The sequence below is a fragment of the Winogradskyella sp. UBA3174 genome (genome assembly GCF_002364335.1).
Taxonomy (GTDB): Bacteria; Bacteroidota; Bacteroidia; order Flavobacteriales; family Flavobacteriaceae; genus Winogradskyella.
The window spans coordinates 20,389-36,763 of sequence record NZ_DEXW01000042.1 but is presented as its reverse complement, the minus strand read 5'-3'; the positions used below and the strand labels follow the sequence as shown (position 1 = coordinate 36,763).

General features: G+C 32.9%; 13 protein-coding genes and 1 pseudogene. 8 read left to right on the top strand and 6 right to left on the bottom strand.

Translation table 11 applies throughout. From position 1 onward, the window contains the following. Positions 1–239 precede the first annotated feature (239 nt). The 4 genes from B2U95_RS06835 to B2U95_RS06820 are packed head-to-tail and all read left to right on the top strand — an operon-like array spanning position 240 to position 4,175. Positions 240–1,067, top strand: coding sequence for a prephenate dehydratase (locus tag B2U95_RS06835; RefSeq protein WP_296314088.1), 828 nt, complete (start codon positions 240–242; stop codon positions 1,065–1,067). Beyond that, the gene (locus tag B2U95_RS06830; RefSeq protein WP_296314086.1) at positions 1,064–2,209 is read left to right on the top strand and encodes a pyridoxal phosphate-dependent aminotransferase; all 1,146 of its coding nucleotides are present in this window, start codon (positions 1,064–1,066) and stop codon (positions 2,207–2,209) included. The genes B2U95_RS06835 and B2U95_RS06830 overlap by 4 nt, the downstream gene beginning before the upstream one ends. Before the next feature lie 2 nt (positions 2,210–2,211). Then, positions 2,212–3,063 (top strand): prephenate dehydrogenase, encoded by an 852-nt coding sequence (locus B2U95_RS06825; protein ID WP_296314084.1) that lies wholly within the window; start codon positions 2,212–2,214, stop codon positions 3,061–3,063. Between the two features lie 29 nt (positions 3,064–3,092). Then, positions 3,093–4,175, top strand: a complete 1,083-nt coding sequence (locus B2U95_RS06820; protein WP_296314082.1) for a bifunctional 3-deoxy-7-phosphoheptulonate synthase/chorismate mutase type II — start codon at positions 3,093–3,095, stop codon at positions 4,173–4,175. A gap of 54 nt (positions 4,176–4,229) precedes the next feature. On the opposite strand, the gene B2U95_RS06815 is transcribed toward B2U95_RS06820, so the two are convergent. The 6 genes from B2U95_RS06815 to B2U95_RS06790 form a co-directional block, all read right to left on the bottom strand. Next, complete coding sequence (locus tag B2U95_RS06815; RefSeq protein WP_296314080.1) at positions 4,230–4,652, bottom strand: hypothetical protein; 423 nt, start codon at positions 4,650–4,652, stop codon at positions 4,230–4,232. 154 nt (positions 4,653–4,806) lie between these two features. Further along, positions 4,807–4,965, bottom strand: coding sequence for an ion channel (locus tag B2U95_RS06810; protein ID WP_296314158.1), 159 nt, complete (start codon positions 4,963–4,965; stop codon positions 4,807–4,809). Between the two features lie 150 nt (positions 4,966–5,115). Continuing rightward, entirely contained in the window at positions 5,116–8,229 is a 3,114-nt protein-coding gene (locus tag B2U95_RS06805) for an efflux RND transporter permease subunit (RefSeq protein ID WP_296314078.1), read from the bottom strand. 6 nt (positions 8,230–8,235) lie between these two features. Further along, positions 8,236–9,270 carry an efflux RND transporter periplasmic adaptor subunit gene (locus B2U95_RS06800; protein WP_296314077.1) on the bottom strand — a complete coding sequence of 345 codons (1,035 nt, stop codon included), beginning with the start codon at positions 9,268–9,270 and terminating at the stop codon, positions 8,236–8,238. A gap of 74 nt (positions 9,271–9,344) precedes the next feature. After that, positions 9,345–11,678 (bottom strand): TolC family protein, encoded by a 2,334-nt coding sequence (locus B2U95_RS06795; RefSeq protein ID WP_296314075.1) that lies wholly within the window; start codon positions 11,676–11,678, stop codon positions 9,345–9,347. A 175-nt stretch (positions 11,679–11,853) separates the two neighbouring features. Beyond that, positions 11,854–12,243, bottom strand: coding sequence for a hypothetical protein (locus B2U95_RS06790; protein WP_296314157.1), 390 nt, complete (start codon positions 12,241–12,243; stop codon positions 11,854–11,856). Between the two features lie 170 nt (positions 12,244–12,413). On the opposite strand from B2U95_RS06790, the gene rsgA reads away from it, so the two are divergent. The 4 genes and pseudogenes from rsgA to B2U95_RS06770 all read left to right on the top strand — a co-directional run bounded on the left by rsgA (position 12,414) and on the right by B2U95_RS06770 (position 16,358). Beyond that, the gene (gene rsgA, locus B2U95_RS06785) at positions 12,414–13,364 is read left to right on the top strand and encodes a ribosome small subunit-dependent GTPase A (RefSeq protein ID WP_296314073.1); all 951 of its coding nucleotides are present in this window, start codon (positions 12,414–12,416) and stop codon (positions 13,362–13,364) included. After that, positions 13,361–13,813 carry a D-aminoacyl-tRNA deacylase gene (gene dtd / locus B2U95_RS06780; protein WP_296314071.1) on the top strand — a complete coding sequence of 151 codons (453 nt, stop codon included), beginning with the start codon at positions 13,361–13,363 and terminating at the stop codon, positions 13,811–13,813. Before rsgA ends, dtd begins: the two co-directional genes overlap by 4 nt. A 121-nt stretch (positions 13,814–13,934) precedes the next feature. Further along, positions 13,935–14,314, top strand: a pseudogene (locus tag B2U95_RS16300) (metal-dependent hydrolase). Positions 14,315–14,453: 139 nt separating this feature from the next. Next, complete coding sequence (locus B2U95_RS06770) at positions 14,454–16,358, top strand: DUF3857 domain-containing protein (protein WP_296314070.1); 1,905 nt, start codon at positions 14,454–14,456, stop codon at positions 16,356–16,358. Positions 16,359–16,375: the final 17 nt, after the last annotated feature.

Here is a 16,375-nt window from a genome sequence, read left to right as displayed (position 1 = left end):
AATTACTTTTACCTCATAATTAAGCGATGAATTTATCTAAAGCATATTACAACTGGTATTACTTCTTTTTTACAAAAAGGAACGAGGCTTAGTATGTTTTAATCAAAATATAGTTTTTAAAAGTCTCGATTTAATCGAGACTTTTTTTATTTTAACTTTTTAAAACTGAAATAATCTAAAATCATCGCAATCAGTAAATTAAAGGTGTAGTTTTAATATCTAATGTGTAATAATAAAGTTTGAATAAGCCAATAGCCATACAAGGAATTAAAGGATCATTTCATCACGAAGTTGCTCAGAAGTATTTTGATGTAAATACAGATGTGATTGAATGTTTGTCTTTTGATGACACTGTAGATAGTTTATTAAATGGTAAAACAGATACTGCTGTAATGGCATTAGAAAATTCTATTGCTGGTTCAATTATTCCTAATTATGCGTTAATTGATGATAATGATTTAAAGATTATTGGTGAATATTATTTAGATGTTCAGCATAATTTATTAGCATCACAAGGACAATCTATAGAAGATATTAAAGAGGTGCATTCACATCCAATGGCATTATTACAGTGCAAGGAATTTTTTAAGAATTTTCCGCAAATAAAGTTAGTTGAAGCTAAGGACACCGCAGGTGTTGCTAAGCAAATTTCTGAACAGAACCTTAAAGGTATAGCCGCTATAGCAAGTAAAAATGCTGCAGATTTGTATGGTGTTACTATTTTGGCATCTTGTATTCAGACCATAAAGCATAACGAAACACGCTTTGTTATTGTTGAGCGTCAAAATAATCAGATTGAAATCAAAGCGCTGAATAAGGCGTCTCTAAAGTTTGAATTAGATCATAAGCGTGGGAGCTTAGCTACCATGCTTAATGTAATTAGTGATTGTAAACTAAATTTAACTAAAATTCAATCTTTACCAAAAATTGACACTCCATGGAAGTATGCCTTCTTTATAGATGTTACTTTTGATGCGTATAAGGATTACGAAAAAGCAATTGTGATTATGCAATTAATGGCAGAGAATTTTAAAGTATTAGGTGAATATAAAAATGCGAGAATATGATAGAAGTTGCAAACCGTTTAAAGCATGTTGAAGAATATTATTTTTCTAAGAAATTACGTGAAGTTGCATTTTTAAAATCACAAGGAAAACCAATTATTAATTTAGGTATTGGTAGCCCAGATTTAGCGCCACCTTTTAAATCTAAACGGTCATTAAAAGATAGTTTAGAAGAAGAAGGTGCTAATAAATATCAAAGTTATCAAGGTCTACCTGAGTTAAGAGAAGCGATTTCAAGTTTTTATGAAACGCGTTATAAAGTTAACATAAGTGGGCAGACGGAAGTATTACCATTAATAGGTAGTAAAGAAGGTATAATGCACATATCAATGGCATTTCTTAATAAAGGAGATAAGGCTTTAGTGCCAAATCCAGGATATCCTACGTATGCTGCAGTAACTAAACTAGTAGAAGCAAAGCCTGTATTTTATGACCTAATAGAAGATAATAATTGGCTTCCAGATTTTATTGCTTTAGAGCGCATGGATTTAAGTAAGGTTAAGATTATGTGGGTTAATTATCCACATATGCCAACTGGGACCAATGCACCTAACAAATTTTATGATGAGGTTATTGCTTTTGGGAAACGTCATAATATTCTTATTGTAAATGATAATCCATATAGCTTTATTTTAAATAAAAAGCCTATAAGCATTATGCGTTATAATAATGCTAAAGATGTCTGCTTAGAGTTGAATTCTTTGAGTAAAACATTTAATATGGCTGGTTGGCGTGTAGGTATGCTTGTTGGTAATTATGATTATATCAATGCTGTGTTAAAGGTAAAAAGCAATATGGATTCTGGTATGTTTTATGGTATTCAGAAAGGTGCAATTGAAGCTTTACAGTGCTCGGATATGTGGTTTGTAAGCTTAAACAGTGTTTATGAACTACGACGAGAACTCATATGGGAGTTGGCCGATGCACTAAATTGTACTTACGATAAATATGCAACAGGTTTATTTGTTTGGGCAAAGTCACCACCAGATCTGAAGTCAGAAGAATTTACAGATTTAGTACTAAAAGAGCATTCAATATTTTTAGCACCAGGAACTGTTTTTGGGAGTAATGGAGAGGGCTATGTTAGGTTCTCATTATGTGCATCAGAAGAAATAATAAAAGAAGCTATTGCTAGAGTAAAATAGACATGAATAATATTTTTATAATAGGAGTTGGGTTAATAGGTGGCAGTTTTGCTTTAGATATTAAGAAACTATATCCAACAACCACTATTTACGGAATCGATAAAAATGAAGCACATTTAGATGAGGCTGTTAAACTAGGTGTCATCGATGAAAAAGCAACGTTAAAAGATGTGTTAAATGCAGATTTTGTGATTTTAGCAATTCCTGTAGATGCAACATTAAAGGTATTGCCAGATGTGTTAGATTATATTTCTGATAACACTATAGTTTTTGACGCAGGCTCTACAAAAGAAGATATTTGCATTAAGGTTAAAGCTCATCCAAAGCGTAGAAATTATTTAGCGGTACACCCTATTGCTGGTACAGAATATTCAGGGCCAAGCGCAGCAATACATGGCTTGTACAAAAATAAGACTAACATTATTTGCGAAGTTGAAGAAACGGCATTTAAGCTTCAAGAAAAAGCCTTGAAGTTATTTTCAGAGTTAGGTATGCGAATTCGCTATATGAATCCAAAGGCGCATGATAAGCATATCGCTTACGTTTCACACTTATCGCACATAAGTTCATTTATGTTAGGTAAAACGGTTATTGAAAAAGAGAAAAATGATCGTGATATTTTTGATATGGCTGGTAGTGGATTTGAAAGTACAGTGCGTTTAGCTAAAAGTTCTCCCGCAATGTGGACACCTATTTTTGAACAAAATAAAACCAACGTTATTGAAACTTTAGATGAGTATATTACTAATCTAAAGCATTTTAAAAAGTTAATGGAAGATGACGATTTTGAAGGAGTCTATAAAGAAATGGAAACGACAAATCGTCTAACAGATATATTAAACGGAATACAATAAATAGAAAGAAAAAGAAGATTAATAGCACGATGGAAAATAAAAAAGAATTAAGAAATTGGCTAGATGCATTTAACCTAGATCATCCACTAGTTATAGCAGGCCCTTGTAGCGCAGAAACTGAAGAACAAGTTTTAAAAATCGCACATCAATTAAAAGATAGTGATGCTACAGTCTTTAGAGCAGGTATTTGGAAACCTAGAACACGACCAGGGAATTTTGAAGGTGTCGGAGCGCTAGGTTTAAAATGGCTGCAAAAGGCAAAAGAGGAAACAGGTATGATGACTACTACGGAAGTAGCAAATGCTAACCACGTAGAGTTAGCCTTAAAACATGATGTAGATATCCTTTGGATTGGAGCAAGAACCACAGTAAGTCCATTTATAGTTCAAGATATTGCAGATGCTTTAAAAGGAACTGATAAAACGGTGCTTATTAAGAATCCCGTGAATCCAGATTTATCTTTATGGTTAGGTGCTGTAGAGCGTTTTTATACTAATGATATTAATAATTTAGGTGTTATTCACAGAGGATTTTCAACTTATGAGAAAACACGTTATAGAAATAATCCCGAATGGCAGATTGCTATAGATTTACAAAATCGTTTTCCAGATTTACCTTTAATTTTAGACCCTTCCCATATTGCTGGTCGTCGTGATATTATTTTTGATTTAAGCCAAACTGCTTTAGACTTAAATTACGACGGTTTAATGATAGAAACGCATCACGATCCTGATAATGCATGGAGTGACGCAGCACAACAAATTACGCCAAAAACTTTAATTAAGTATACTGAAGATTTACGTATCCGTAAAGAAATTGGTGAAGCCACTGAATTTAAAAATAAAATAAACACACTGAGAACTCAGATAGATGTTATAGATCATCAATTAATAGACATGATTGGTAAACGAATGAATGTTGCTGATGATATAGGTACACTAAAGAAAGACCATAATGTTGCTGTTTTACAGTCTAAACGTTGGAATGAGATCTTAGGTAAAATGATACTTCAAGGGGAAGAGAAAAACCTTAGTGAAGAATTTATTCTTAGAGTATTTAAGGCGATTCATCAAGAATCTATTAACCACCAAGAAAAGATTATCAATCATTAGAAGATAAATGGTTTTATAAAAAAGGCTCGCGATTTGCGAGCCTTTTTAGTTTTATCATTTAGTCCATTCCCAACCATTTCTTCTATAAATGCTTTTTAATAGATCATTAAAGTTGTTGAGATGCGTTTGATAATGCTCTTCTGTAAGAACTGGCTGTATTTTAGTGTTCATTTTAGTAACAAGCTTTTCTAGTTCTTCCTTAACTTCATCATTAGTAAAATCTTTATCCTTGTCATCTAGACGTTGCATATCGAATACATAGTGTAATAAGAATTTGTAGTATTCTTCTTCAACCTCTTCAGACAAATTCATTTCTTTTGTTTTATTATAAAAGTGTAATTGAAGATTGGCTCTCTCTTCAACAGAGAAAATTTGAACTTTGTTTTTTTCTAAGTTAATTTGTTTTTGTGATTGTGCATTTATATTAAATAGAGTTAGAATAAAAATTACAGTAAAAAATGTTTTGATAGTTTTCATGATTGTTTTTTAATTACATGTCAAAAGTAGTATTGAAAGTTACTAAGTTATGAGAAATTTAATTGAAATCTATAAATGATTTGGTGAAGCATTTAAAGCTATAATTGAAATTAATCTTTCGAGGAATAATTAATGTTTTTTTCTTTAATGATTCCTAGTCTATAGTTCCCTTCTGGTTTATATATTTACTAACAACAATAGCAGTTAAAATCACCAAATAAAACTGACCAATTAGACCAATAAAAATAGAGGCTTTTTGCGCTATTGGAGTCACTGGTAAAATATCTCCGTAACCAATAGTCATTAAAGTAATGCAGCTATATTACATAACAATAATATTGGCATTATCCAATTTTTAAAACCATGCAACTGGTATGATAAGGGAATCAAATAAAATAGACAACTGTGTAAATAGAAATAATTCAAAGCGATATGCGTAGAGCTTGTCTATCATTTTTAACTATTAATCATCCATGATAGATTCGTCAAATTCATAATCCTTATAATTAACTTTAAACAGTATACTATACAATGATGGAATAAAAAGTAGAGTGATGACTGTTCCAAATAATAAGCCAACCATAATACTAACAGCCATACCTTCCCACATTTCTCCGCCACTAAGATATAAAGGAATTAATCCTAAAACCGTTGTAAATGTAGCTAGTAATATTGGTCTAAAACGCTGTAAACACGCTGCTATTATAGCATCTTGAATGGGTCGTTTTATTTCGGTTTCTTCAATTTGAATTCGGTCTATTAAAACAATAGCGTTATTTATAACAATTCCCGCTAATGAAATCACACCTAAAAATGGCATAAATCCAAAGGGTTCTTGAAAAATAAGTAAGCCTATAACCACTCCAATAATTCCTAATGGAATCGTCGCAGCAACCATTATTGTTTTCCGAACCGAATTAAACATAATAATCAAAAGAAGAATAATTATAAAGCCAGACAATGGCAAATAACCAATTACTGCTCCCATATTTTCTGCTGTATTTTCTGCATCACCACCAAACTTATAAGTATAACCTTCTGGCCATTCTTGAGAGACTTCAGCCATATAAGGTGTCATTTCTTTCATGATGGAAGAGGCATTTCCTGTAGCATTTAATTCGCTACTCACATTAATCGTTCTATCTATATCTAAGCGCTTAATTTTTGCATATTGCCATTGTGGCTCAATACTAGCGACTTGAAGCAATGGTACACTTTTACCAGAGTTTTGAGCATAAATATTTAAGGTTTCAATAGATGCTAGTGTTTGCTGCTGACTTTCATTACTTCGCATCAAAATAGGAATAGATTTATCATCTTCACGATATTCACCAGTTTGAAATCCATCTAAAACCGTTTGCAATGACGTTGCAATATCAGCACTTGTAATACCTGCCATTTGTGCTTTATTCTGATCAATATTCACAGCGAATTTTTTAGTCTTTGGTCCCCAATCATCTTTGATGTTCTTAGTTCCTGAAACTGTTTTTAGTTTTTGTTTCGTTTGTTCTGATAACTCAGCAAGCACATCTGGATTATCACCAGAAATTTTAACTTCAATTGGTGTTCCACCTCCACCTGAGCCCAATAAGCCTACTTTAATATCTGCACTAGGAAAATTATTAAAGCAATACGTATCTAATTTTTCTACCATCTCATTATTGTAGATGAAATCAGAGGTATTGATTAACATATGTGCATAACTAGGGTCTGGTTCATCCGTTGTATAGCCTAAGTCATAGGATTCAGGTCCTGCTCCAACATAAGACGACCAATCTGAAATACCATTAGGTCTATTTTTGTTAACCAATAAATCAGAATTGATAAAATCTTCAATCCTTTTTATGACACCTTGTGTCGCTTCAATGCGACTCCCTTGTGGTAAATTAATATCTACAGTGACCATATTACGATCACTATCTGGAAAGAAAATAAAAGGTATATAACTAAACCCTTTTAAGGACAAAAAGAAACAAGCTACAATGACGACCAATACAATACGCTTATATGCAAGTGCGAATAAGATTAAATTTTTATAGTACAGCTTTAGTTTATTAATAATGTTGTCAATAAAACTATCTTTTTTCTCTGCTTTTGGGGTCACTTTTAGAAACATAAAACACAGCAATGTGATTACAGTCAAGGCTAAAATCCACGAAGATAATAGCGCTAAAGAGATGACCACAAATATGGGCCCGACAATATCACCCATTGTCGATTCTGCCATATAGAACGCTAAGAAAGCTGCAGAAGTAGTTAGGGTAGAAATTAATAGTGGTGTAAATAATTCGGCACAGGCATCAATAGCTGCTTTTTTAGCGTCTATGCCATTTTCCATTTTAACCATTATAGTTTCAGCAACCACAATGGCATTATCTACCATCATCCCTAATGCCATAATTAAAGCTGCAAGTGTGACTTGGTTTAGTCCCATACCTATGAGGCCCATGAGCATTAATGTCATAATCGTTACCATAGGAATTAAACTGGCAATAATTCCTCCTGTTCTCATCCCTAAAAACACGAGCATAACAATTAATACGATAGCAATGGCCTGAATTAAATTAACTATAAAAGCACTAATTTTAACTTCAATATAAGTGTCAAGTGATGATAAACGCTTCAATTCTAATCCAACTGGTAAACGTTTTTTCCACTCTTTAATCACAACATCCATATCAGCACCTAATTGAATAACATTAGCACCTTCTTTTAGGCTCACATGCATAGAAATAGCTGGCTGTCCACTCACCGTAACCACTTGTTTTGGTGGGTCAATATAATCTTGTCTCACTGTGGTAATATCTCCTAAGTATACTAACTGCGAACCATCTCCAACTGGAATTAGAGTTTGTTTAATATCTTCTACAGAATTGAAATTTCCGGTTGGTTCTAAAATGATACGTTCATTTCCTAGATTGACCTGACCTCCAGAGCTTAAAATATTAGTTGCACCAATTATGCTTTGTAATTTGGAAGCAGATAAACCATACTCTTTTAGTCGTGCATTATCAAATTCTATAAATACACGTTCATCTTGTACACCACCGACCTCTACTTTAGCGGCAAGATCCAATTTAATAAAGTCATCTTTAATAGCATCGACATAATCTTTAGCTTCAGCATAAGAAAAGCCATCTATCGCTAAACCAACGGCAATACCAAAGACTTCTCCGATACCATCATCATCTAAATTAGGTTTGACACCAGATGGTAATCCTTGAATTTGAGTTAACTTTCTTCTTAGCCTGTCCCAAACAGCTTGCAGTTCTTCTGGCTTAACCTGTTCTTTGAGTTCTACAGTGACCACAGACAATCCTGAACGTGATGTACTCGTTACTTCTTTTAATTCTGGTATTTCTTGTACAGTTTTTTCAACTTTATCAGTAACCAGTAGCTCAACACGCTCTGGACTAGATCCAGGAAATGAAGATACGATGGTTGCCACTCTTACCGTATAAGGTGGCATACTGTCTCGTGATAAGGATTGGTAAAATACCATACCAAGAATCATAATTGTACCAAGAACTGTAAACGTAATTCGGTTTCTATTAATGGAAAAGGCTGCTAAATTCATTTACGCTTAGTTTAATTTTACGTCTTGTCCATCTAATAAGGTTTGTAAACCTGCTATTGCAATTTTTTGACCAATCTTAAGCCCTGATTCTACTTCAAAACCTTCTGGAGTTAGGCTTCCTATCGTAATGGGATGTTTTTTTACTGTCGCTTTATTTGAATCACCTTCAATTAAAAAAACAAATCTACTCTTACCATCCTCTCCAACTGCACTCGCAGGAACAACAATAATATCTTTCGCCAAGTCTTCGTTAACAAACTCAAAAAGGACATTTGCAGCCATACCACTTTTTATGCGTTCGTCAGTATCTATTACCATAATAGTAATTGGATATGTCGATGTGTTTGCATCTAAAGCAGGAGCCACTTCTGTAATAACAGCCTTAAAAGTTTCACCTTCAATTGCAGTAAATGACACTTTAACGTTCATATCTTTTTTAACCGCATTAATAACAGATTCAGGTAAGCCCAAAGAAATCTCAATAGCAGTTCCGGCATTTAAAATGCCTATCGCTTGTCCTGGAGATACATTCTCGTCAACTTCAGCAGTAACAGAAGCAATAATACCATCTTCAGGTGCATATAGATATCCAAATTGAATTTGATCTTGTTGAATTGCTACACTTCGTTTTGACGATTCAAAACTAGCAACTGCAGTTCTATAAGAGTTTTTAGCTGCTTCATAATCACTTAAAGAAGAGCTTCCTTTTTCGTATAAAGTTCGCATTCGATTTAAGGATAGTTTGGTCGTATTCATTTGAGACTCCGCACTATTTTTAGACGAAATTGATGACTCATAACTTAGTCTTGCGGAGACATTATCTAAGGTGCCCAACAATTGCCCCTTTTTTACATTTTGGCCAAGTTTCATGTCTAGTTTAGTCACAATACCACTACTTCTAAAACTTAGATTTATAATTTTCTCAGTTTGCGCAGTACCACTAAACTGTCTGGATTTTTCACCTCCTAAATAGGAAACCTCGCTATATTTTACGGGTCGTAAAATCACTTCTTCTTTGACTTCTTTTTCTCCACAGCTCACAAGTAAAAGTACCAGGGCTAGGCTGCTGATTTTAAAGATTCGATTAGATAGCATTATCATACAGGTGTTAAAGGTTAGTCATTAGTTTGTGTGAATTCTAAAAAGCGCTGAATAAAAGCTTCGCGTTCACTTTCATCTTGTAGTAAAAAGAACAATCCTAAAGAACGTTCTAATTGCATTGAGCTTTGTAGGTAATTATAGGTGGCATTTGCGCTTGCCTGCTGTGCTTGTAAATAGTTATTTTGAGCATCTAATAATTGAACAATATTAACAGCACCGCTTGCATAAGAGGTTTGTGTTAAATCTAAGGCTTCTTTTGCCGTGTCTTCAAACACCTCGGATAATTGAATATTTGAAATTTGATTCACTAGTTCTAAAACCGAATCATTAATGTTTTTTTCAATATTCAAAGCTATGTTGTCTTTAGAAATCTCAAGTTGTTCTTTTTGAATCGAAGCAATTTGTTTGTTTATATTCTGCTTATTCTGATTAAATATAGGAAGTGATACATTTAGTCCTAGCGTATAATAACTTTGGGGAAGGTCGCCAAAAATAAAATTTGCACCTGCTCCTGACCTTGAAAACTCATAATTATATTGACCTTGTAAGCCCACAGTCGGTAAAAAACGACCAGCACCAAATAAACGCTCACTTCGTTCTGTAGCTTGTAAATTATAGTTTAACGCTTTTAGCTCAGGTGCATTTGTTATAGCTTCTTGCACCAAAAACTTTACAAAAGGTAGTCTTAATCTTGGGTCATCTAAAAACTGTCCAAACTGCTCATAGTTATAATTGCTAAAAACACCTTTTCGTAATTCAGCTTCTTCAACATCAATTTTAGTATCAATAGGATTATTTAATAATTGGTTTAGGGCATAATAACCTTGTTCTAACTGGTTAATAGCTTCAACCATTTGTTGCGTGTTTTGAGCTTTTTCGGACTTAAAACGTAGTACATCAGATTTACCAGCTTGTCCGGCCGCATAATTTTCTTCAGCAATTTTCAAATTGTACTTTGTCAATTCTAAATTTTGATTCTGAATATTTAAATTCGCTTTTAAGATTAAAGCTGTGAAATAAGCTGTTGCTGTATTAAAAACTGTATTGAGGGCTTCACTATTATAGTTTTCTTGTTGTGCGTCACGAAGCGATCTTTGGATACTAATATTTGCATTTGCAGCTTCGGAAAACACAGTTTGTGATAAGGTGATATTACCCAAAGTTGATAGTTCTGGATTTTGACCATTACTCACTTCAGCTAATCCTGGATCGACATAACTTCCTGATGCATTTGCAGTAATGTCTGGTAAATAATCACTTTTTGCAAATTGTAAGTCTTTTTGAGAAAGTTTAATATCTTGTTGAAACGTTTGTAACTCAAGATTTTCAGCTATAGCTTCTTGCATAACACTAACCAGTGTGTACGTTTTATCTGCCACAATCTCTTGAGGGTTACCAACAAAACTTGTGGTGGCAATTAAACTATATTTAAGCGGTAGACCTATTTTTTCTGCTGTATTATAATTAACAGTTAAGGTGCTTTTAGATTCGAGCTTGGTACTTAAGCCAGATAAGCCATTTCCATTAACCACTGACTCTACAGTTAAAGCAATACGCCTAAAAAATTGATTTAATTGAGACTGATCGTGATTTGTAGCAAGAAGTCCATTCTTCACATCTTTTACAGGATTTGCTGAAAATGATGGCAGTTTCTTTTCAATCAATACCTCTGCAAGTTGTTTTATTTCCTCTTCAGAAAAGTAAAACCCGCCTGCTAAGTATACTGCATCTATGTTATCAAGATTTGAAGTGATGTCAGCCAAAGACTCAAATGTGATAAGACGCATTTCAATGTCTAAGTCCTTTCCTATTTTACTGAATGTTTCGGCTATTGGTAAATTATCTGTGAATGCTTTTTCAAGAACAACACCTACAGTTTTAGGATTTGCTAATTTTTTAAGAAACTTTAAATCTTCAGTATAGGACTGTGATGTAATAATAGATGTGTAGTTTTCTATATTAGAAACAAGTGTTTGATCAGTTATTAATTCTTCACTTAAAGCTCCAAAAAGAATTGTTGGTTTCTGGTAAGTCCCAATTTTAGAAATTACGGCATTATTAACAATGCCAAAGGCAATAATTATGTCTGTATCGTTTTGCACTAAGACATTGTAATTACTTAATGCTTTTATTGTATTAAAGTTGTTAACCAATCTACTAGCCTCGGGAAATGTAATGATAGCGTCTTCACCAACTACGGCAGAAATTTCATTTGAAAGTTCTCCTAATAGGCTGTTAATTTCAGTAGAATTGTTATCGAGAAGGAAGCCGATTTTATAGATTTTAGTCTGACTAAAGCTAGCTATAGTGAAAATAAGACAAAAAGCAAGTAACAAGTAAGAACGCATTCGGTTAGGTTTTGTTAAGTGTGGTAAAAATAGATATAAATAATTGTATGACAAAGATATGTATATGTTTGTAGGATAAGGAAATACAAGTTGTAGGATAGAGAAATACAAGCTTTAATATTGAAATTCTGAGTATAGTTTACCCAAAACAGACTAAATCAGTTGATTATTATTGTTAGGGCTTAAGTCGTTTAAAAATATAACGCGTCACAAAAATTCCCTGTCCATCACCTTGACCAGCATCACTTTCAGGTGAGCTACTAACAAAGGCTAGTTCCCAACCTTCTTTTGCCATGGCTATTAACTTAGAAGTAATTACGGCATCGTTCGCTACGATATTCTGAAAGCGAATACCACCAATATTATAGAAATTTAATAATTTCGTTTCTTCAAAATCTTTAACGCGAATATTTTTTCTTTTAGATTTATTTCTTTTATCATCTTTATCAGAGCGTTCGGATGTATAATCCTCAAAGTTTCTGTCTTCATTTGAAGATATTAAGCGAAAACGCCCTAAACCATTAGGAACTATAGATTCTACGCTGGTAACAACTTTATACTCTATTTGGGGTTTTGGTTTTCTTTAGTAATAAAAGAAAAGGAAATATATCCAATAGTGAGTAATCCGATAGATAGTAGGATTTTTTTTATGATATTTTGATTTAATTTTTAGTAGTTCTAAATTAATGATATTTTACGACAAAGTCGTTTCTTTGCTAAAGGCTAATAAATAAAATGACAGGAATAGTATATAAATCTACAGGCAGTTGGTACACCGTTAAAACAAAGAACGGTAAATTCTACGAATGCCGCATTAAAGGTCGCTTTAGATTACAAGGTATAAAAAGCACTAATCCTATTGCTGTTGGTGATACAGTTGAATTTGAATTAGAAACAAAAAACAATACAGAAACAGGTATTATTAATCGTATTGAAGAACGTAAAAATTACATTGTACGTAAATCAGTAAACCTATCAAAGCAAACTCATATTATAGCCTCTAATATAGATCAGGTGTTTTTATTAGTAACTATAGATAATCCACCAACATTTACAAACTTTATAGATCGGTTTTTAGTGACTTCAGAAGCTTATTCTATAAAAACTGTTTTGTTATTTAATAAAATAGATACTTATGACCAAGAGACTTTGCTAGAGGTAAAATATCTAGAGAGTATATACAGAAAAATTGGTTACGACTGTATTGAGATTTCTGCAATAACAGGACAAAACATAGATGAGGTAAAACAAATGATGCTTGGTAAAGTGAGTATGTTTGCCGGCCATTCTGGTGTAGGTAAATCTACTCTTGTAAATACCATTGAGCCTAGTCTAGATCTAAAAACTAAGGCTATTTCTGAGCAGCACATGCAAGGACAGCATACAACGACATTTGCAGAGATGTTCGATTTAAGCTTCGATGCCGTTATCATAGATACTCCAGGTATAAAAGGTTTTGGAGTTGTTGATATGGAAAAGGAAGAAATAGGTGATTATTTTCCTGAATTCTTCAAACTAAAACAAGACTGTAAGTTTAATAATTGTTTGCATTTAAAAGAGCCAATATGTGCTGTAAAAGATGCTTTAGAGAATGATGTTATATCGTATTCAAGATATAAAAGTTATGTTCAGATTTTAGAAGGAGAAGATGAGCATTATCGAACTGATAATTGGGATAACGAATGAGAATAGTTGTGCAAAGAGTTACTGAAGCTTCGGTTGTAATTAATGATAATGAAGTAGCGTCTATAAAAAAAGGTCTTTTAATACTTTTAGGTATTGTGCCAGAAGATAAAAAAGAAGATATCGACTGGCTTTGTAAAAAAATAGTAAATCTTAGAATTTTTGCGGACTCAAATAACGTTATGAATGCATCTATTATTGAGGCTAATGGAGATATTATTTTAGTCAGTCAGTTCACGCTGCACGCAAGTACAAAAAAAGGAAATCGTCCGAGTTACATTAAAGCAGCAAAACCAGATGTTGCAATTCCATTATATCATAACTTTATTGAAACACTTGAGGTCGAATTACAAAAGCAAATTCAAACAGGAGAATTTGCTGCAGATATGAAAGTGCAGTTGGTTAATGATGGACCTGTTACTCTAATTATAGATTCTAAAGACAGGGCATAATGGCATCAATTTTTGGTCACGGCTTAGTAGCGTACACAGCGGCAAAGTTATAGATTCAAAATCAAATAAATTACTTTTATTTTTAGCAATCGGTTCCGCAATACTGCCAGATTCAGATGTTTTGGTATTTAATTTTTGCATCAGTTATTCGCATCCATTAGGATATAGAGGTTTTACACATTCTATAGTATTTGCAGTTCTTTGTAGTGGATTACTATCCCTTTTATTTGGAAAAAACCAAAAACAATTTTTGTTATAGTGTTGTTTCTGTCAACACTATCTCACGGTGTTTTAGATGCTATGACTTCTGGAGGTAAAGGAGTTGGCTTTTTTATTCCTTTTGATAATTCGAGTTACTTTTTTCCATTCAGAGAAATTAAAGTGCCTCCAATAGGTATTGAAAAGTTTTTTTCAGAATGGGGAATAAATGTCATTTTGAGTGAGTTAAAGTATATTGCCATACCATGTTTTATTATTTTAATTGTTGTTTTTTTTTTTTAAAAGAGACAACAGGATATAATGACCTGAACTTAATCGTGTATTTCTAAGGTTTAAAAAAATATAGGTAAAATGTCACAAGAATTATTTGGTAATATACAAATCCTCTTTATATTTAAATTCCTAAACTGAAACTCTCTATATGCCAGGATTAAAACCAGTACTTTCATTTATTTTAATTTGTATTTCGTTTTCTATTTTTTCGCAATCTGATAAAGATTATAGTTCTTTATTTATTTCAAGCGAGCTAAAAGCAAAAGCCAATGCCGTTGTTAGATTTGAAAAGCAAACAGTAGAAATTGTTAGCTACGACCAAATTAATGTAAAGACAAAGCGTATTGTTACAGTTTTTAATAAATACGGTAAGAATAGAGTGAATGCAGCAGAATCTTACGATGATAATAGGAAGATAGTAAAAATGGAAGCTCGTATTTATGATGCTTTTGGTGAAGAGATAAAAAAAGTTAAAGAAAGGGATTTTGTTGATGCTAGTGCTGTTAGCGATATATCTATTTACGAAGATGATCGCGTTAAGTACATGAGCTATACTCCGAATAAATATCCTTACACGGTAGAATACACCTCTGAAGTTGTAACAAGCACTACAGCCTTTTTCCCAAATTGGACACCTGTAGATAGCTATTTTGTAAGTATAGAACATGCAGAGTATGAAATAATTAATTCGGCTGGTTTAGAACTTAAAACAAAAAAAGAAAACTTTATAAATTTTAATATCGAAGAAGTTTCTCAAAATCACTTCATTGCCAAAAATATTGAAGGCATTAAATATGAAGCCTACACACCAGATTTACTAGTTATTGTTCCACGTTTTAAGGTTGCACTTAGAAAGTTTAATATGATGGGTGTAGAAGGTTTAAATAATGATTGGACGGACTTTGGGAAATGGATGTACGACAGATTATTAACTGGAACAGACCAAATACCACAAGCAACAATAGATGAGGTTAGGGATTTAACAGCTGGTATAGATAATAAAATAGAGCGTGCCAAACTAGTCTATAATTATATGCAAGAGCGAACACGCTACATTAGTATACAAGTTGGTATTGGTGGATGGAAACCCATGTTAGCAGATGACGTAGATAAGCTAGGTTATGCAGATTGTAAGGGGCTTACCAATTATACAAAAGCACTTTTAGAAGCTGTAGAAGTACCGTCTTATTACACTTTGGTTTATGGTGGTAAAAGTATTAGAGATTTAGATAGTGATTTTTCATCTGTTCAAGGAAATCATGCTATTTTATGTGTGCCTAATGATGATGAAAATATATTTTTAGAGTGCACAAGTCAAACAAATCCATTCGGATTTACTGCTGGTTTTACAGATGATAGAGACGTGTTATTAGTTAAGCCCGAAGGTGGTGAAATTGTTCACACAAAGATATATGCGGCAGATGATAGCGTACAGAAAACAAATGCATCAGTAACGTTAGACGAAACAGGTGGTTTTGAAGCTTCAGTTACTATTGAAACAACAGGTTTTCAATATGGCTTACATGATGGTATTGAGAAAAAAACCGAAAGAGATCAACAATTACACTATAAAGACTATTGGGATAATATCAACAACATAAGTATCAGCGCAATTAACATTGTTAATGACAAGGCTAATGTAATTTATACAGAAGACATTAAATTAGCATCTAATAATTATGCATCAAAAACAGGTAGCAGGCTCATATTACAACCTAATATGTTTAATAGAGTTACAAATATTCCTCCAAGATATCCTAATAGAAAATTAGAGTTTAAGATAGATCGTGCTTTTAAAGATGTCGATGAATTTATAATTCAATACCCAGAGAGTTTAAAAGTAGAGGCTATGTCTGATGGTGAAGAAATCGAAACTAAGTTCGGAATCTATAAATACAAACTTGAAGCCCTAGATGGAAATAAATTAAAGTATACAAGAACTTATATCCTTAATAAAGGAAACTACAACAAAGAAGATTATTCGGCTTACAGAGATTTTAGAAAACAAATCGTAAAAAACGATAAGTCTAAAATCGTATTCGTTAAGCTTTAATCAACTAAAAAATCAAC